Origin of the sequence: Kitasatospora sp. NPDC058063, assembly GCF_042885395.1 — a bacterium.
In the GTDB taxonomy this organism is placed as follows: Bacteria; Actinomycetota; Actinomycetes; order Streptomycetales; family Streptomycetaceae; genus Kitasatospora; species Kitasatospora lactacystinica.
In genome coordinates, this window is sequence record NZ_JBHVSD010000042.1 from 39,025 (window position 1) to 55,604 (window position 16,580).

The following is a 16,580-nucleotide window of genomic DNA, read 5'->3' on the forward strand; positions in this document are numbered from 1 at the left end:
GGCCCTGCCCGGCCGGGCTCGGCCGGCGGCGTAAGGTCGGGATACCCTGCGGGGGTACATTTGGCGGGCGTCGGGGACGGGAGGCGGAGGATGGCGCGGTCGCGGTCGCGGTCGCGGTCGCGGCCGTTCGGTCCGCCGGTGCCGTGGGCCCTGCGCCTGCTGCTGCTCGCCGCGCTGCTGCTCGGCGTCGTGACCATGCACACGCTCGGCCATCCGGTCGGCGGGCACGGCGGGTCCGCCGGACACAGCGGACAGAGCCGAGCGAGCGGCCACGGCGGGCAGAGCGGGCACGAGGGCGCCGGGACGTTGGCCCCGCCGCCGCACCCGTCGGGCGCCGTCCGGCACGGACCGGCCGCCGGGCCCGCCCTCGGCCGGCCCGCCCCGGTTCACCTTGCCGCCGACCACCTCACCCCCGTCCACCGGGCCGCCTCCGCGGTCGGCACCGTCGGCGCCCTCGACCCCGCCGCCCCCGGCGGCATGGACCCGATGGCGGTCTGCCTCGCCGTGCTGGCCGGCTGGACCCTGGTGCTGCTCCTCGCCGGCCCGCTGCTGCGCCGCAGCGGCGACGCCGCCGCCGAGGTGCGGGCCCGGCTGCTGCGGGCCGTCCGCGCGCTGCCCCCGCCCGGAGGCGGACGGATCCTCCTCGCCCGGCTTTCGGTGCTGCGTCAGTAGGCGCGCGCCCGCCGTCCCGTGCCCGCGCCCGCTCGGGAGCGCCCGCGCACACCTCCATGTGCCCGCTCGCGCCCCGCGGCGCCCGCGCACGGAACGGCCGACGCGACGCCCTGTACGCCCACCCACCGCACGAGGTGCACTCCGTTATGCGCACACCCACCCGTCGTACCGTCCTCGGCGCCGCGCTCGCCGCCGCCGGGACCGGCCTGCTCGCCGCCTGCTCCTCCGACTCCATGCCGGGCATGGACCACGCGTCCATGAACCACGGCCCCACCACCGGAGCGACCGGCCCGAGCGGATCGGCCGGCCCGTCCGCCGCCCCGGCCGGCTACCTCACCCCGAACGGCCCCGAGGTCGCCGCCGCCGAGGCCGCGCGCAACCCCGGCCCGGAGCGCAGGATCGCGCTCACCGCCACCGAGGCCACCCTCGACCTCGGCGGCCGCACCGTCCGCAGCTGGGCGTACGGCGACCGGCCGCCCGGCCAGGAGGTGCGCGCCACCCTCGGCGACACCCTCGCCGTCACTCTGGCCAACCACCTGCCGCAGTCCACCTCGCTGCACTGGCACGGCCTCGCCCTGCGCAACGACATGGACGGCGTGCCGGGCGTGACCCAGGCCGACATCAGGCCCGGCGGCTCGTTCGAGTACCGCTTCGCGCTCTCCCACCCGGGCACGTACTGGTTCCACCCGCACTCCGGCGTCCAGCAGGACCGCGGCCTCTACGCGCCGCTGATCGTCGAGGATCCCAGGGAGCCGCTGGCCTACGACAAGGAGTGGGTCGTCGTCCTGGACGACTGGGTGGACGGCGTCGACGGCAGCACCCCGGACGCCGTCCTCGCCGAACTCGCCAAGGGCATGGGAGGGATGGACCACTCGGGCGGCTCCGGACACGACATGCCGGGAATGCCGGGAATGTCGGGGCACGACATGCCGGGGATGCCGGGGACGCCCGGGACGGGAGGAAGCGCCCCGAGCGGCGCGGCCCCCGGCCGGATGCTGATGGGCGCCCGGAGCCCGCTGCTGGGCGGTGACGCGGGCGACGTCGCCTACCCGTTCCACCTGGTCAACGGAAGGCTCGCCACCGCGCCCGAGACCTTCGCCGCCAAACCCGGCGACCGGATCCGGATCCGGCTGATCAACGCGGGCGGCGACACCGCCTACCGGGTCGCCCTCGGCGGCCACGAGCTGACCGTCACCCACACCGACGGCTTCCCGGTCGAACCGGCCACCACCCAGGCGCTGCTGCTCGGCATGGGCGAGCGCTACGACGTGCTGGTCACCGCCGGGGACGGCGTCTTCCCGCTGACCGCGCTGGCCGAGGGCAAGAACGCCACCGCCCTGGCCGTGTTGCGCACCGGCGGCGGTGCCGCCCCCGGGGCCGCCGTCCGCCCGGCCGAGCTGGACGGCCGGCTGGTCACCGCCGGGCAGCTCAGGGCGGCCCCGGGCGTGCGGCTGCCCGCCAAGGCGCCGGACCGCACGGTGAAGCTGGAGCTCACCGGCGGGATGGCGAAGGCCGACTGGGCGTTCAACGGCCGCAGGTACGACCCGGCGCAGCGCCACCCGGTGGCGGCGGGCGAGCGGGTGCGGCTGGAGTTCCGCAACAGCACCACCATGTGGCACCCCGTCCACCTGCACGGCCACAGCTTCGCGCTGCCCGGCGACGGCCCGCGCAAGGACACCGCGGTCGTGCTGCCGGGCGCGACCCTGGCCGTCGACTTCGACGCGGACAACCCGGGTCTGTGGATGGTCCACTGCCACAACGTCTACCACGCGGAGACGGGCATGATGACCGTCCTCGGCTACCGGGCCTGACCCGGGGCTCCCCCCCCCCCGAGGAAGGGGACGCCGGACTTGACCCCCGAAATGACCCCGAACCGGCGGAACGGTTCGGGGTCATTTCCTCCCCGGGCACCCCTCCGGTCGCACCGTGCCACCCCGTGCCACCTCGGCCACCCGCGCCGACCTGCGCCGTAATGACGTTTTCTTAACGCGGCCCGATGACGGATCCTTAACGGCCGTCGCATAGCGTTTCGCACGGCCGTCGCCCGACGGCGTTTTACGGGGTCTTTAAACAAGAGGTGCAAGGTGGTTTCGTCGGGTACGACGGGGACGGCGGAGACGGACGCGCCGTCGGCGCGAATACGCCTCCGCAGCTGGCTGCTGGAGGACGTGACCGCGGAGAAGCCCGCCCAGCCGACCGCGGCGGAGGACGGCCCGGAGGCGTCGCCCGAGGGCCCGGCGGCCGGGGACTCCGCCGGGCACGGCGCGCAGGCCGGCCAGCGCTGGTGGCGGGTGATGTGCCTGACCGGCCTGGACTACTTCTCGACGCTCGGCTACCAGCCGGGCATCGCCGCCCTCGCCGCGGGCGTGCTGTCGCCGATCGCCACCATCGTGCTGGTGGTGGTCACCCTGCTGGGCGCGCTGCCGGTCTACCGGAGGGTGGCCAAGGAGAGCCCGCACGGCGAGGGCTCGATCGCGATGCTGGAGCGGCTGCTGTCGTTCTGGAAGGGCAAGCTGTTCGTCCTGGCGCTGCTCGGCTTCGCGGCCACGGACTTCCTGATCACCATCACGCTGTCCGCCGCCGACGCGAGCGCGCACCTGGTGGAGAACCCGCACCTGACCGGCTTCCTCGGCGGCAAGCAGGTGGTGATCACGCTGGTCCTGGTGGCGCTGCTCGGCGCGGTCTTCCTCAAGGGCTTCAGCGAGGCGATCGGCCTGGCGGTGTTCCTGGTCGGGACCTACCTGGTGCTGAACGTGGTCGTGGTGGCCGTCGGCCTCTGGAAGATCGTCGAGGCGCCGCACGTGGTCACCGACTGGTCGCACGCGCTGACCCTCCAGCACGGCAACCCGATCGTGATGGTCGGCGTGGCCCTGGTGACCTTCCCGAAGCTGGCGCTCGGCCTGTCCGGCTTCGAGACCGGTGTCGCCGTGATGCCGCACATCAAGGGCGACCCGACCGACACCGAGGCCGAGCCGGCGGGCCGGATCCGCGGCACCCGCAAGCTGCTGACCACCTCCGCCGTGATCATGAGCTGCTTCCTGATCGCCACCAGCTTCATCACCACGCTGCTCATCCCGGCCGACCAGTTCAAGCCCGGCGGCGACGCCAACGGCCGCGCCCTGGCGTTCCTGGCGCACGAGTACCTGGGCGGCGCCTTCGGCAGCGTCTACGACCTCTCCACCATCGCGATCCTCTGGTTCGCCGGCGCCTCCGCCATGGCGGGCATGCTCAACCTGCTGCCCCGCTACCTGCCGCGCTACGGCATGGCCCCGCACTGGGCGCGCGCGGTGCGGCCGATGGTGATCGTGCTGACCCTGATCGGCTTCCTGGTCACCTGGATCTTCGACGCGAACGTGGACGCCCAGGGCGGCGCGTACGCGACCGGCGTGCTGGTGCTGATCAGCTCCGCCGCCATCGCGGTGACCATCGCCGCCTACCGCAAGCGCGAGCGCGGCTGGACCGTCGCCTTCGCGGTCATCTCGGCGATCTTCCTCTACACCACCGTGCTGAACGTGCTGGAGCGGCCGGACGGTCTGAAGATCGGTGCCTGCTTCATCGCCGGGATCATCCTGGTCTCGCTGCTCTCCCGGCTGCGCCGCGCCTTCGAGCTGCGTGTCACCAATGTGGCCATGGACGATGTGGCGGAACGTTTCATCAGGGACTACGCGCACCGCCCGCTGCGGCTGATCGCCAACGAGCCGAGCCACCGCGACGTCGCCGAGTACCGCGACAAGATCCGCCAGATCCGCGCCGACAACGACATCCCCGGCGAGGACGACCTGGTCTTCGTCGAGGTGACCGTCCGGGACGCCTCCGACTTCGAGGCCGAGCTCACCGTGCGCGGAGAGGTGCTGCACGGCCGCTACCGGGTGCTCACCCTGGAGAGCTCCAGTATCCCGAACGCGCTCGCCGCGCTGGCGCTGAACATCCGGGACCGCACCGGGCAGCAGCCGCACCTCTACTTCGAGTGGACCGAGGGCAGCCCCTTCGCCCAGTTCCTGCGGTTCTTCCTGTTCGGGCAGGGCGAGGTCGCGCCGGTCACCCGCGAGGTGCTGCGCGAGGCCGAACCGGACCGCTCGCGCCGCCCGCGCGTGCACGTCGGCTGACCGGGCCCGTCCGCCCGGTCCGACACGCCGACGGCCCGTCCGCTCCGAGTGAGCGGGCGGGCCGTCGGCGTTTCGCGCGGGAGCGGCGTGAACGACGGACCGCCGCCCGCGCCGGGGCGGGCGCGGGCGGCGGGTCGGTGGGGCGGTGAAGGGGTCGCGGGCGGGGACGGGGTCAGGAGGGGAGGTCGAGGACCAGACCGGGCTCGATGAGGTCCGGGTCCTCGCCGACGGCGGCGGCGTTGAGCTCGTACAGTGCGGGCCAGCCGCCGGGGACGCGCAGGACTTCGGCGATGCCGCCGAGGGTGTCGCCCTCGCGGACGGTCCAGGTGCCGTCCTTGGACACGGCCCTGGCCGGGGCGGCGGTCGGCGCCGGCAGGACGCCCTCGCGGCCGTGGCCGCGGGTGGCGCGGGCGCCGCAGACGGGCCAGGGGGAGAGGCCGCGTTGGCCGGCCAGGTGCTCGGCGACGGCGATCTGCTGCTCGCGGGTGGCGAGGTCCGCACGCGATGCGTAGGCGAGGCCGCCGTTCTCCCGCCACGTGGGCCGGTCGAACTGGAGGCCGCCGTAGTAGCCGTTGCCGGTGTTGATGCGCCAGTTGCCGCTGCTCTCGCAGGCCGCGACGCGGTCCCAGTCGTAACTGCCGCCGTCCGCCCTTCCGGGGTCGGACCCGCCGTCGCGGCCCGGTGGCGCGGCGTGGGCCGCCGGGGCGACGGCGAGGGCCACGGTGAGGGCGCAGAGCGCGGTCGGGACGATGCGGCGCAGACAGACGGTGGGAGGCATGGGCGGCTCTCGGACTGGGGGACAGAACCTGCGCCGTCCGCGGACGGCGCCCTTCCACCCATGCACGCCGGACGGGGTGTTCCGGCGCCGACACGTCGGGCAGGTCACCCGCACGGCGGCCCGGTACCACCTCGGTGGCCCGCGGCCGATCGGCCGTCGTCCTCGTCGTCCGCCGGTAGCGGGCCTGCCACCGCTGTCCGCGGAGGGTCCACCGAGGGCCCGTCGCGCACCGTGCGCGGCGGGCCCGGGCGGGCTCTCCAACTCGCCTGCGGTGCAAGGGAATCGAAAATACATCCGGTGGTGTCGGGCCTCTTGTCGAAGGTTAGGGAAGTTTCCTAACTTGATGTCATGTCCGAGACCGAGACCCCACGGCACTCCCGGCGCGACCTCCTCCGGGCCGGCGCGGCGGGCGGCGCCGTCCTCGCGACCGGCGGCCTGCTGCTGCCCGGCACGGCCCTGGCCGCCCCGCGCCCGGCCACCCTCGACGCCCCGACCGCCCGCGCCGCCACCACCGGCCCCGCACCCCGGAGCGAGCGGACCGCCGGGTCCGCGCTGCGACCCTTCGGCCGTCACCTCGCCTTCGGGGCCGACCCCTCCCAGCAGGTCGTCGTCTCCTGGCAGGTGCCGGACGCGGTGACCGCGCCCTTCGTCCGGATCGGCGTCCAGCCCGGCGACTTCGGCGCCCCGATCGCCGCCGAGGTCCGCACCCTGGTCAGCAAGCTCTCCTGGCAGCACCCGGTCGAGGACCAGCCGCTGATCAAGCCCACCACCGTCACCCAGTACTACCTGCACGCGCAGCTGGACCAGCTGATCCCGGACACCACGTACTACTACGTCGTGGGCCACCAGGGCTACGACCCGGCGGGCCAGGGCGCCCGGCTCGGCGACGTGGCGAGCTTCCGCACCGCACCCGCCCCCGGCCGCGGCGGCGGGTTCACCTTCACGGCCTTCGGCGACCAGGGCATCGGGTACAACGCGGCCGCCACCGGCAACCTGATCGCCGGCCTCGACCCCGCCTTCCACCTCCACATGGGCGACCTGTCCTACGCCAACGCCGGCGGCAGCGGCAAGACCAGCGACGCGTACGACGCCCGCCTGTGGGACTCCTTCTTCGTGCAGAACGAGCCCGTCGCCGCACGGACCCCGTGGATGCCGGCGATCGGCAACCACGAGATGGAGCCGTGGTACGGGACGGACGGCTACGGGGGCATGCGCGCCCGGTTCACGACGCCCGACAACGCCTGGAGCCGGTCCACCGGCATCTACTCCTGGCGGTACCAGAACGTCGGGCTGATCAGCCTCGACGGCAACGACGTCTGCTACAACACCCCGGCCAACCTCGACTACACCAAGGGCAAGCAGAAGAAGTGGCTGGAGAGCCGGCTCACGGCGCTCCGCGCCGACACCGGCATCGACTTCATCGTCGTCTACCTGCACCAGTGCACGTACTCCACCTGCCACGACAACGGCGCCGAACTCGGCGCGCAGCAGGACTGGGCCCCGCTCTTCGACAAGTACCAGGTGGACCTGGTGCTCAGCGGCCACAACCACGTCTACGAGCGGACCGACCCCATCCGGGCCGGCAAGGCCACCCGCAAGGCCGCCTCCGGCGACACCGTCGACCCCGCGAAGGACGGCACCACCTACGTCGTCGCGGGCGGCGGTGGCGGCGGGCTCTACTCCTTCCCGGCCGCCGACACCTACCTCGGGCACGAGAGCGCCGACGACAAGCCCGTGCCGATGGTGGTCGCCGACCGGAGCGGCCACAACCAGACCGTCAAGGTCACCTGGTCCAGGGTCCGCTACACCGGCTACTGCCTGGTCGCGGTCGAGGTGACCCCCGCCGCCGCGGGCCGGCCCGCCCGGATGGAGGTGCGCTCCCTGACCGAGGACGGCACGGCCGTGGACCGGGTCACCGTGCAGCGCGGCTGACCCGGCCGGCACCCGGCCCGGTCTGAGTACGGCTACTCAGGCGGCCGGTGGCGGCGCTCCGCGAGCATGGAGGTGTCACTTCGCCGCGGGACACGGGGGAACAGCCATGCTCAGCACGATCGCCGCCGTCCTGGTACCCGTCCTCGGCCGGCTGTCCGTCACCTCCGAGACGGCCGGCCCGGTCACCCCGGGCAGCATCGTCGCGGCCAACCACAGCTCCCTGGCCGACCCGGGAGTGGTGCTGGCCGCACTGCGCCGGCTCGGCGCCGAACCGGTGGTCATGGCCGCCGCCGGGCTGTGGCGGGTACCGGTGCTCGGCAGGGTGCTGCGGTCCGGCGGGCACATCCCCGTCCACCGCGGCACCGCCCGGGCGGCCGAGGCCCTCGACGCGGCCGCGGCGGCGCTGGCGGCCGGCCGGGTTGTCCTCATCTACGGCGAGGGCGGCCTGCCGAAGCACCGGGACTCCCGCGACGCGGAGCCGGGCGCCTTCCGCACCGGCCTCGCCCGGCTCGCGGCGGCGACCGGCGCCCCGGTGGTGCCGCTCGGCCAGTGCGGCGCCCGCCGCCTCAGCTCGGGCAGCACCGCCAAACAGCTCGCCGGCTTCGCCACCGCCCCCCTGCGCCGCCCCGCCCTGCACGTCCACCTCGGCACCCCGCTCCACCTGCCCGGCGACATCCCCGAGGCCACCGCCGCCGCCCACCGGGCCGTCACCGTCGCCTGGCGCACGGCGGCGCGGCACTGCGGCCGCCGGAGGTGACGGGGTGTCGGTGCGGCGTGAGACCGTACGGGGCCTGGGTATTCCACGCAGCGAACGGGTGACCGGGGAGGCGATTGTGAGCGGGGAACCGACCATCGACTGGGAGCCGCAGTACCGAGGCGCCTCCTCGAATCTCCAGGTCGCCGAGTGCTACGAGCGGTTCGTCGCCACGTCCGACCCGGGGTGGCTGGCCGCCCTGAAGGAGCTGGCCCGGGCCGAGGGCGCGCAGGTGGGGGACCTGCACGCGCTGGCGTCGGCCCACCTGCTCGCGGGGCGGCCGGCGGAGGCCGTCCCGCTGCTGGAGTTCCTGGCGTTCCTGGAGCCGGACGATCCGGCCGTGCGGTACGACCTGGCCGGAGCCTACGTCCGGATCGGCAGCGTGGACCGGGCGGGGAGGGAGCTGGAGCGGATCCTCGCGGACCGGCCCGGATGGGCCCCGGCCGTCCTTCAACTCGCCGAGGTCCGGGCCTGGTTGCGGTGGCACGAGGACGCCGTGCACCTCCTGCGGCAGCAGGCCGAGGTGCTCTTCTCGCTGACCGCCGACGGGGCCGGCGGCCCGACCGGCCACCTCGCCCGCGGCAAGGTGCTGTACCAGCTGGCCACGGTCCCGCGCAGCGGCGTCGACTGGCCGGACGTCGTGGGCGCCCTGGAGCGGGCGCACCACCTCGACGACGGCAACGAGCAGGTGCTGGAACTCCTGGCGGCGGCAGCTCACCACGCGGGCGCCGAGGCGCAGTGGCACGCGGCGCTGCTGGCGCTGGAACGGGTCGCGCCCGGATCCGAGCACCCCGATCACTGGCGTTCGGGCCCGCCCGCCGCGCCGCCGAATCCGGACCGGCTGCTCGCGATCGCCGCCTCCGAAACCGAGGACGCCCACGGCGCGCTCCGCGACCTCCGGGCGCAGTACCGGACGGCTCCGAACAACCCGGACGTCCAGCGCTGCCTGGCACAGGTGGAGGTCGGCATCGGAAACGTGGCCGAGGCACTGTGGCTGGCCGAGGGCCTCGCCGCCACCGAGGGGCTCGACTGCTACGGGCACGGCGCCCTGATGGTGGTCTACGGAATCCTCGGCGACGGACGGGCACGCCGGCACCTCGCCGCGGCCCTGGAGCTCGCGCCGGACCAGGCCACGGCGGAAGAACTCCTCGACCAGTACGACCAGTTGAGCGCCGGATGACGGCGGATCGGGCCATCGGCCCGGGTGATTCCTCCGCCGGCCCGCGGACTGCGCCGGCCGGCATGGACTGGCTGGATCGGGTGGCGCGGCTGAGGCGCTGGACGAAGGGCGGCGAGCGTGCGCCGCACAAGCCGCTGCTGCTGCTCTACGCGCTCGGCGGGTACCAGCGGGACGCGGAGGGCGAACTGCGGTACAGCGCGGTCGAGGAGGAGCTGAAGCGGCTGCTCGCCGAGTACGGGCCGCCGCGTCCGACGACCCCCGCCTACCCCTTCCACCACCTGGTCAGCGACGGGGTGTGGGAGGTCCGCACCGATCAGGGGACGGGAAGCCCCGGCAGCGGGGTCGGGATCCTCCGGTCGAGCGGGGCCGCGGGCAGGCTCGCGCCCGCGCTGCGGGCGGCGCTCGGCGAGGAGCCGGCCCTGCTGGGCCGGATGGCCAGGGTGCTGCTGGACGCCCACTTCCCGTCGTCCCTGCACACCGACCTCTGCGAGGCGGTCGGCCTCGACCTGGAGCGGGCCGAGACCGGGGCCGTGGGCGGGGCCGAGGCCGCGGCCCGGCGGCAGCGGGACCGGCGGATGCGCGAACTGATACTCACCGCCTACGAGTTCCAGTGCGCCTTCTGCGGATACGACGGCGCCCTCGGGGGGAGACCGGTCGGGTTGGAGGCCGCGCACGTGCGCTGGTGGTCGCACGGCGGGCCGGACGAGGTCGACAACGGCCTGTGCCTGTGCTCACTGCACCACAAGCTCTTCGACAAGGGCGTCCTCGGCCTGGGCGAGGGCCGTCGCATCCTGGTCTCCGACCGCTTCGTCGGCCGCAGCGAGGCCAGTCGCCGCCATGTGCTCGCGCTGTCCGGACGGCCGGTCATCGGCCCGCAGCCGGGCCGTCCGCCGGTCGCGGACCGGCACCGGGAGTGGCATGCGGACCAGGTGTTCCACGGCGTTCCGCGCCAACCCGTGGAGTCGGGGGCCTGGTCTGGACAAGAGCGGATCCGAGATTCCGGCCCGCCGAAGGGTCGAGGGTGCTGCGTGTCGCACCGGCGGGCATCCTGCTGATCGGAGCCTCGGTTGTTCGGGGCTCGTCGCCCATGGCCATGGGCAGCAGCCAACGGCCCGTTCAGTGGATCGGCATGCCTCCGTGCGGACTGTTGACCACCATGAGATCCACTTCGCCGTACACGGGGTCGCGGACGAGTCCCACGCGGTCGGCACTCCTTCAAGATCGGAAATCCCTGATACTGGTGAACCTGAGCGGGTGATGCCGGGGAACGGTGAATGTGCCGGTGCCCCGGACTGTTCCGCGGGCGGCTGCTGCGTCAAGATGAGCGTATGGCCGAGAGTGAAGCGGATCTGCTGGCGTTGCTGCGCAAGCTCGATGATCCGGCGTGGCTGGAGTGGCCGCAGCGCTACGACCGTCGCGAGACCGCGGTTCACTTCGGTGCTCTGGTGGCTCGGCTCGAAGGAGACTTCGCGGTTCCCTGCACGGCCGAGCAGGACGCCCAGGACTCCAGCGAGTACGGACGCGTCGTCGTTCCCGGGGACGCGACCGTCTGCGGAACCCGGATCGTCGTCTGCGTCAGCAAGTTCGGCTCACTGGCTCTGGTCTGCGCCGACAACCCGGGCGCCTTCCTCGGAACGGAGGAAGCCCGGGCCGAGGGCGAGTTGGACGGCGCGGACCTCGCCAAGGTCACCCGGGCGCTGGTCGAACTCGGCTATGTCGTGGTTGCCGAGGAACTACTGGAGAGCGACTACGACGGGCCGAGCCGACTGCCCTCGTACATTCAGCGGCCCACCTGGTCGGATCGTTTCTTCGGCTACTTCTGACGACCACGTCGACAGGGCCGGTCCGGCACCCGTCGGGCGACCGTCGACCACCTCCGGCCGGTACCACCATCGAAGCGATTCACAGCCCGGAACCGGACAAGCCCGGGAAGAGCCGCCCGAGGTGGTAGCGCAGGACGGTGGTCGCCTGGTCCGCCGTCCGCTGGTCGAGCAGGACGCTGAGGCCCAGGCCGGCGGAGACGGCGAGCAGGACGACGGCCTCGTGGCGCGCGTCCAGCCGGGGGTCGGCGGCTCCGGCCTGCTGGGCGGCGGTCAGCTGGGCGGTGAGGAAGGCTTCCATCTCGTCGGGCGCGGCGAGGAACTGGGGCCCGCCGAGCGCCGGATCGGTGACGGAGAGCACCGCGTACTCGGTGTGGATGAGGTGGAAGGCCCGGCTCTCCTCGTCGGTGGGGACGGCTTCGAGCAGGACGGCTTCGATGATGCCGCGCGGGTCGGCGGCGCCGCTCGCGCGGACGCGCCGCTGGACCCGTTCGCCCATGCGGGCCGTCAGCCGGGTCATGGCGGCGAGCAGCAACTGCTCCTTGGTGTCGAAGTAGTACTGCACGAGGCGCACCGAGACGCCCGCCTCGACCGCCACTGAACGCATGGTGACGGAGTGCAGGCCGCTGCTCGCCGCCGAGCGGAGCAGTGCGTCGATGATGTGGGCCCGCCGTTCCTCGTGATCCACCAGCTTCGGCATCGGGTTCCTTCCGAATATTTTTGTGGTACAACCATACCATCAAACAGGGGAGGGATCATGACCAGGACCAGCGTCGGACACTTCGTCAGCGAGGCCGCCCGGGCGAAGTTCCTTGCGGCGTACGACCGGGCGATGGAGCTGTGGCCCGGCCAGCGCCAGGAACTCGACATCGAGACGGCGTACGGCAGCGTCCACGTCCACCGCTACGGCGCCACGACCGGCGAACCCATCGTGCTGCTGCACGGCCACGCCGGACACCCGTCCAACTGGTACCCGCAGATCGCGGCGCTGGGCGAACACCACCCCGTCTACGCCATCGACACCCTGGACGACCCCGGCCGCAGCGTGCAGCGCGCCGTCGCGGCCGGGTCGCAGGAGAACGCGACCTGGCTGGGAGAGGTCCTGGCCGGCCTCGGCCTGGAACGGGTCCACCTGGTCGGCGTGTCGTACGGCGGCTGGCTGGCGCTCAACCAGGCGATCCACGCGCCCGAGCGGCTGGCCTCGATCACGCCGCTCGACCCGGGCGGGATCGAGAAGGTCCCCGCCCGGTTCTACGCCCACATGATCGGCGGCCTGTTCGGGATGCTCGCCCCGCGCCCGCTGCGCCCGGCGGTCGGCCGACTGCTCGCCAACCCCGCGCTCAGCGCGCCGCGCGAGATGATCGCCCCGCTGATGCTCGCCATGCGGAGCTACAAGCCGGGCAGCCGCCCGCCGGCCCGGCCGTTCACGGACGAGGAACTGGCGTCGATCGAGCTGCCGGTGCTCGTCCTGGTGGGCAGGCGCAGTGCGCTGCTGCGGCCGCGCCAGGTGGTGGAGCGGGTCACGAGGCTGGTGCCGGGCGTGCGGGCGGAGATCCTGGAACGCGCCGGGCACGGGCTCAACCTGGAGCGGCCGGAGGCGGTCAACGAACGGCTGCTGGCCTTCATCGGCGCCGTCGGGCGATAGCTCGGGAAGGCCCGAAGGGCCCTCGCGTGGAGCGGAGGGCCCTTCGGGTTTCCGCGCGGCGTGTCAGGAGAACAGGCGGGCGTCGTTGTTCGCGGCGCTGTTGAGCGAGCCCGCGTACCCCGATCCGAAGGCCACCCAGAGGCCGTCGCTGATCCTGCTGACCCACACCGTGTGGTCGGTGTTGTTCACGATGGAGGCGGCGTTGTTGTACATCGTCACCCCGTAGCCGGAGCCGTTCGCGTAGCGGGCGAACGTGTAGTTGTGCAGGTCGAGGTTCTGGTTCGGCGAGAAGTTGTCGAACGATCCCCAGCCGACTCCCGGTGAGTTGTAGTACAGGCAGACGCTGCCGTTGGGGCAAGCCTCCACCCCGCCCGGCCCTGCGGCGTAGGCGCTCCCGGTGGCCATGGCCACCGCGCCGGCCGTCATCGTGGCCACGGCCGCGATCGCGGCCGTGCGCCGCCCGATCTTGATGCGCATTCCGTACTCCCGTCCCAGTCGACAGTGCAGGAAGGCCGGGCGGGCCGAGTCCCGTGCGGACCACTGCCCCCGAGGCCTCGAACAGGCTGGCACGGGTGCCCCGTTCGCGCTACGGTTGCGCGCGGTTCCGCTTGTGAACAGATCTGGAGGGCGCCGGCTCGGGCTCAGGCGGCTTCGGCCCGGCTCGCCGCGGCGGCCTCCCGCTGCGCGAGCCGGATCAGTCGGGCGGTGACATCCGGCCGCCTGGAGAAGTGACGCACGGCCCGCTCGGCTGACGCGAGGGTCATGCGCGTCCGCCCGTCGACGCCGATCACGTGGGTCCGGCCGTCCGAGTCGGTGAGCCCCCAGGCCGCGGACCCACCCGTCAGCGTCCTCGCCGCACACCTGGACGACGGCGAACAGTCGGGGCGCGGTGTCGATCACGAGCCCGCGCAGCTCCTGGTCGAAGGTCAGAGCGGCCGGCGGGCGGGGCGTGGCCGAGTGGGATCTCATTTCCTGCGTCGAGAAGGACATCTGAGAGGAAGCGCGCATGGCATCTCAACTGGCAGAAGTCCAGTTACAGTTCCGAGTCGGCCAACTGCATCTACCTTGCCGTAGCCCCCGAAAGCGGCATCAAGCTCCGTGAGAGAGATGACCCCGACACCGTCCTCACCACTTCGCCCGGTGCGCTCGGCGCGTTCCTGTGCGGCGTGAGGGCCGGGGAGTTCGACCACCTGACGACGTGACCTGTGCGGTGTGCATCTTTCGGCCCGTGTCCCCGGCGTCCTGGGCCACGGACTGCCGTCATCTCCAGGTACGCGTGGGAAGTCGGCCGGGTCGACTTCTCACGCACGCGCAGCAAACTGCCTCTCGTGCTCCAGCTGCAGATCGTGATCACGTAGCGAGACCGCATCGCGGGCAGTCCGCCATGTGATCGGTCGGGTCAGCGGATCACGTCCGAAAGATCCAGTTGCTCCATGCGGTCCAGGCACCGGCCGATCTCGATGCCGAGATCGTCGGCGCTCAGGGGAAACTCCTCGGGCCCTGTGGACAGCAGTTCCGCGATGTTCCCCGCATCGTCCTCGACGGAGACGCCGGCCAGCATGTCCGTGCCACTGGCCCTGAACCTGATGGACAGCTCGAAGACCACTGTGAGGTTGCCCGCCAGCCCGAGCACGTGGCCGTCGGTGTAGGAGGCGTCGTCCGGGGCGTCCGAGTACTGCCAGAGCGGCCCCAGCGACTCACGCCCGCGTGCGGCACCGGCCGGTGCGCGTTCCTCCCAGGCCTGGGCCAGCCGTTTCAGCCTGAAGTGGGCATCTCGAAGGGCCACTGCCAGTGCGACGGCGCCCTGCCCCGTGTCATCCATCACGTTCCGCTCCCCGCCCGGCACTGTTGGCCGAGTCTTCGACAGCCCGCCTCGCGCCCCCACGGTTCTGTCTGCTGGGCGCTTCCGGAGGTGGAGACGACCACCGTTGATCATCGTCGGTTGTGTGGACAGACGAAGATCAGCCGGTGGCCGTGGGCGACAGCGTAGACCCCGCCCGGTGGCAGCATGTCTTCGAGGGCCTGATGAGCCGGGTGGCGGGCCGGTTCTCCCGAGTGGAACCTTGCCGCCGTGCACGGGCGTTCGTGCTGGGCCTGCTCGCGGACCTGCCAAGGAAGAAGTGCTGGACGAGTTGAAGATCAAGATCTGCAGCTGGAGTACTGACTCGCGGCTGCTCCGGACAGCACTGTCAGGATCCGCGGGAGCGATGACCCCGACACCGTTTTCACCGCTTCGCCCGGCGCGCTCGGCGCGCTCCTGTGCGGCGTGAGGGTTGGGGAGTTCGACCATCTGACGATGTGACCTGTGCGGTGTGCATCTCTCGGCCCGTGTCCCCGGCGTCCTGGGGCACGGGCTGCCGTCATCTCCCGGTGTGCGTGAGAAGTCGGCCGGGTCGACTTCTCACGCACATCCTTGAGGTGGGACTGGTCGGTCAGGCGGCCGACCGCACTGCCATGGCTGCCCGGGCCTCGTCGTAGCGCCGCAGGACCAGGCGGGCGACGGACGGGTGGGCGCCCGGCGGAACCTGGCATTCTCCGTGCTCTGCGAACACATCGGCTTCTCCGTGTGGAGCCTCTGGTCGGTGCTGGTGCCGTTCCTCGACCCCGAATACCACATCGACACGGCCGGGAAGTTCACCCTCACCGCCCTGCCGACCGCCCTCGGCACGCTGCTGCGGCTGCCGTACACCTTCGCCGTCGCACGCTTCGGCGGACGCACCTGGACGGTGATCAGCGCACTCCTGCTGCTCGTGCCCACCACGCTCGCGGCCCGGGTGCTGGAACCGGGCGTCGCCCACGGGACGCTGCTGGCGGTCGCCTGCGCGGCCGGGGTCGGCGGGGGCAACTTCGCCTCCTCGATGGCCAACATCAACGCCTTCTACCAGCACCGGCTGAAAGGCCGGGCGCTCGGCGTCAACGCGGGCGGCGGCAACCTCGGCGTACCCGCGGTGCAGTTGCTCGGGCTACTGGTCCTGGCCACCGCCGGCGTCGCCCACCCCCGGCTGCTGCCACTGCTGCTGTACCTGCCGCTGATCCTGCTGGCGGCGGCCGGGGCGTGGCGGCGAATGGACAACCTGCCCGCCGGCCGGGCCGGTTCGGGGGAGGGCCGGGCGCTGCGAGAGGTCGCCCGCGATCCGTACGGCTGGGCCGTCTCCACCCTGACATCGGCACCTTCGGCTCCTTCATCGGCTTCGGCTTCGCCTTCGGACAGGTGCTCCAGGTGCAGTTCCACGAGCGCTTCGACACCCCGGTCAAGGCTGCCGCGCTCACCTTCCTCGGTCCGCTGCTCGGCTCGCTGCTGCGACCGGTCGGGGGACGGCTCGCCGACCGGTACGGCGGTGCGCGGGTGACCCTGGGCGCCTTCGCCGCCATGGGCGCCGGTACGGCCGTGGTGCTCGCCGCCTCCCGGGCCGACTCGCTGCCGCTGTTCCTGGCCGGGTTCGCCGCCCTGTTCGTGCTCAGCGGCATCGGCAACGGCTCGACGGGCAAGATGATCCCGGTGCGCTACCAGGCCGTGGCCCGGTCGGCGGTCGCGGCCGGGGCCGACCCGGCGGCCGTCGAGGCCGACTCCCGGCGCAGGTCGGCGGCACTGATCGGGCTAGGAGCTGTTCAAGGTTCGGATCTTGCAGTGACTCAGTTCCGGGTTGGTGTCTCTGGTAGAACTCGGGGTCGTGGCGCGATTTGACGTGACGG

At 72.8% G+C, this 16,580-nt stretch carries 15 protein-coding genes and 1 pseudogene; 11 read left to right on the forward strand and 5 right to left on the reverse strand.

Features of this window, described 5'->3' with window-relative positions; all coding sequences use genetic code 11:
• Positions 1-138 precede the first annotated feature (138 nt).
• The 3 genes from ACFVUY_RS40780 to ACFVUY_RS40790 all read left to right on the forward strand — a co-directional run bounded on the left by ACFVUY_RS40780 (position 139) and on the right by ACFVUY_RS40790 (position 4,778).
• Positions 139-672, forward strand: coding sequence for a hypothetical protein (locus ACFVUY_RS40780; protein ID WP_387737065.1), 534 nt, complete (start codon positions 139-141; stop codon positions 670-672).
• Between the two features lie 146 nt (positions 673-818).
• On the forward strand, positions 819-2,483 hold the full coding sequence (locus ACFVUY_RS40785; RefSeq protein ID WP_387737066.1) for a multicopper oxidase family protein: 1,665 nt from the start codon (positions 819-821) through the stop codon (positions 2,481-2,483).
• Between the two features lie 273 nt (positions 2,484-2,756).
• Positions 2,757-4,778 (forward strand): amino acid transporter, encoded by a 2,022-nt coding sequence (locus ACFVUY_RS40790; RefSeq protein WP_387737067.1) that lies wholly within the window; start codon positions 2,757-2,759, stop codon positions 4,776-4,778.
• A gap of 172 nt (positions 4,779-4,950) precedes the next feature.
• Here the strand turns inward: ACFVUY_RS40790 and ACFVUY_RS40795 are convergent, their stop codons facing one another.
• Entirely contained in the window at positions 4,951-5,556 is a 606-nt protein-coding gene (locus ACFVUY_RS40795) for a transglycosylase family protein (protein WP_387688593.1), read from the reverse strand.
• A 348-nt stretch (positions 5,557-5,904) separates the two neighbouring features.
• Between ACFVUY_RS40795 and ACFVUY_RS40800 the strand changes: the two genes are divergently transcribed.
• The 5 genes from ACFVUY_RS40800 (at position 5,905) to ACFVUY_RS40820 (ending at position 11,245) form a co-directional block, all read left to right on the forward strand.
• Positions 5,905-7,488 (forward strand): purple acid phosphatase family protein, encoded by a 1,584-nt coding sequence (locus ACFVUY_RS40800; protein WP_387737068.1) that lies wholly within the window; start codon positions 5,905-5,907, stop codon positions 7,486-7,488.
• 106 nt (positions 7,489-7,594) lie between these two features.
• Entirely contained in the window at positions 7,595-8,245 is a 651-nt protein-coding gene (locus tag ACFVUY_RS40805; protein WP_387737069.1) for a lysophospholipid acyltransferase family protein, read from the forward strand.
• Between the two features lie 76 nt (positions 8,246-8,321).
• Entirely contained in the window at positions 8,322-9,422 is a 1,101-nt protein-coding gene (locus ACFVUY_RS40810; RefSeq protein WP_387737070.1) for a tetratricopeptide repeat protein, read from the forward strand.
• A 62-nt stretch (positions 9,423-9,484) separates the two neighbouring features.
• A complete protein-coding gene (locus ACFVUY_RS40815; RefSeq protein WP_387737071.1) occupies positions 9,485-10,477 on the forward strand; it encodes a phosphorothioated DNA-binding restriction endonuclease in 993 nt (330 codons plus the stop codon).
• A gap of 273 nt (positions 10,478-10,750) precedes the next feature.
• Positions 10,751-11,245 carry a hypothetical protein gene (locus tag ACFVUY_RS40820; RefSeq protein ID WP_387737072.1) on the forward strand — a complete coding sequence of 165 codons (495 nt, stop codon included), beginning with the start codon at positions 10,751-10,753 and terminating at the stop codon, positions 11,243-11,245.
• 79 nt (positions 11,246-11,324) lie between these two features.
• On the opposite strand, the gene ACFVUY_RS40825 is transcribed toward ACFVUY_RS40820, so the two are convergent.
• A complete protein-coding gene (locus ACFVUY_RS40825) occupies positions 11,325-11,942 on the reverse strand; it encodes a TetR/AcrR family transcriptional regulator (RefSeq protein ID WP_387737073.1) in 618 nt (205 codons plus the stop codon).
• A gap of 57 nt (positions 11,943-11,999) precedes the next feature.
• Here ACFVUY_RS40825 and ACFVUY_RS40830 point away from each other — a divergent pair, with 57 nt between their 5' ends.
• The gene (locus ACFVUY_RS40830) at positions 12,000-12,887 is read left to right on the forward strand and encodes an alpha/beta fold hydrolase (protein ID WP_387737074.1); all 888 of its coding nucleotides are present in this window, start codon (positions 12,000-12,002) and stop codon (positions 12,885-12,887) included.
• 63 nt (positions 12,888-12,950) lie between these two features.
• Here ACFVUY_RS40830 and ACFVUY_RS40835 read toward each other — a convergent pair whose 3' ends face one another.
• Positions 12,951-13,364: a peptidase inhibitor family I36 protein gene (locus ACFVUY_RS40835; RefSeq protein WP_387688578.1), complete on the reverse strand. Its 414-nt coding sequence runs from the start codon at positions 13,362-13,364 to the stop codon at positions 12,951-12,953.
• Positions 13,365-13,528: 164 nt separating this feature from the next.
• Positions 13,529-13,651 (reverse strand): hypothetical protein, encoded by a 123-nt coding sequence (locus ACFVUY_RS40840; protein WP_387737075.1) that lies wholly within the window; start codon positions 13,649-13,651, stop codon positions 13,529-13,531.
• A 27-nt stretch (positions 13,652-13,678) separates the two neighbouring features.
• On the opposite strand from ACFVUY_RS40840, the gene ACFVUY_RS40845 reads away from it, so the two are divergent.
• Positions 13,679-14,089: a DUF397 domain-containing protein gene (locus tag ACFVUY_RS40845; protein ID WP_387737076.1), complete on the forward strand. Its 411-nt coding sequence runs from the start codon at positions 13,679-13,681 to the stop codon at positions 14,087-14,089.
• A gap of 197 nt (positions 14,090-14,286) precedes the next feature.
• Here the strand turns inward: ACFVUY_RS40845 and ACFVUY_RS40850 are convergent, their stop codons facing one another.
• Complete coding sequence (locus ACFVUY_RS40850) at positions 14,287-14,712, reverse strand: hypothetical protein (RefSeq protein ID WP_387688572.1); 426 nt, start codon at positions 14,710-14,712, stop codon at positions 14,287-14,289.
• Positions 14,713-15,400: 688 nt separating this feature from the next.
• Between ACFVUY_RS40850 and ACFVUY_RS40855 the strand changes: the two are divergent.
• Positions 15,401-16,497, forward strand: a pseudogene (locus tag ACFVUY_RS40855) (MFS transporter); the annotation flags it as partial.
• Positions 16,498-16,580: the final 83 nt, after the last annotated feature.

Coding starts and splice junctions, on each gene's coding strand:
- ACFVUY_RS40820 (WP_387737072.1), top strand. CDS start 10,751: ATGGCCGAGAGTGAAGCGGATCTGCTGGCGTTGCTGCGCAAGCTCGAT.
- ACFVUY_RS40795 (WP_387688593.1), bottom strand. CDS start 5,556: ATGCCTCCCACCGTCTGTCTGCGCCGCATCGTCCCGACCGCGCTCTGC.
- ACFVUY_RS40815 (WP_387737071.1), top strand. CDS start 9,485: ATGGACTGGCTGGATCGGGTGGCGCGGCTGAGGCGCTGGACGAAGGGC.
- ACFVUY_RS40835 (WP_387688578.1), bottom strand. CDS start 13,364: ATGCGCATCAAGATCGGGCGGCGCACGGCCGCGATCGCGGCCGTGGCC.
- ACFVUY_RS40830 (WP_387737074.1), top strand. CDS start 12,000: ATGACCAGGACCAGCGTCGGACACTTCGTCAGCGAGGCCGCCCGGGCG.
- ACFVUY_RS40805 (WP_387737069.1), top strand. CDS start 7,595: ATGCTCAGCACGATCGCCGCCGTCCTGGTACCCGTCCTCGGCCGGCTG.
- ACFVUY_RS40785 (WP_387737066.1), top strand. CDS start 819: ATGCGCACACCCACCCGTCGTACCGTCCTCGGCGCCGCGCTCGCCGCC.
- ACFVUY_RS40825 (WP_387737073.1), bottom strand. CDS start 11,942: ATGCCGAAGCTGGTGGATCACGAGGAACGGCGGGCCCACATCATCGAC.
- ACFVUY_RS40840 (WP_387737075.1), bottom strand. CDS start 13,651: ATGACCCTCGCGTCAGCCGAGCGGGCCGTGCGTCACTTCTCCAGGCGG.
- ACFVUY_RS40800 (WP_387737068.1), top strand. CDS start 5,905: ATGTCCGAGACCGAGACCCCACGGCACTCCCGGCGCGACCTCCTCCGG.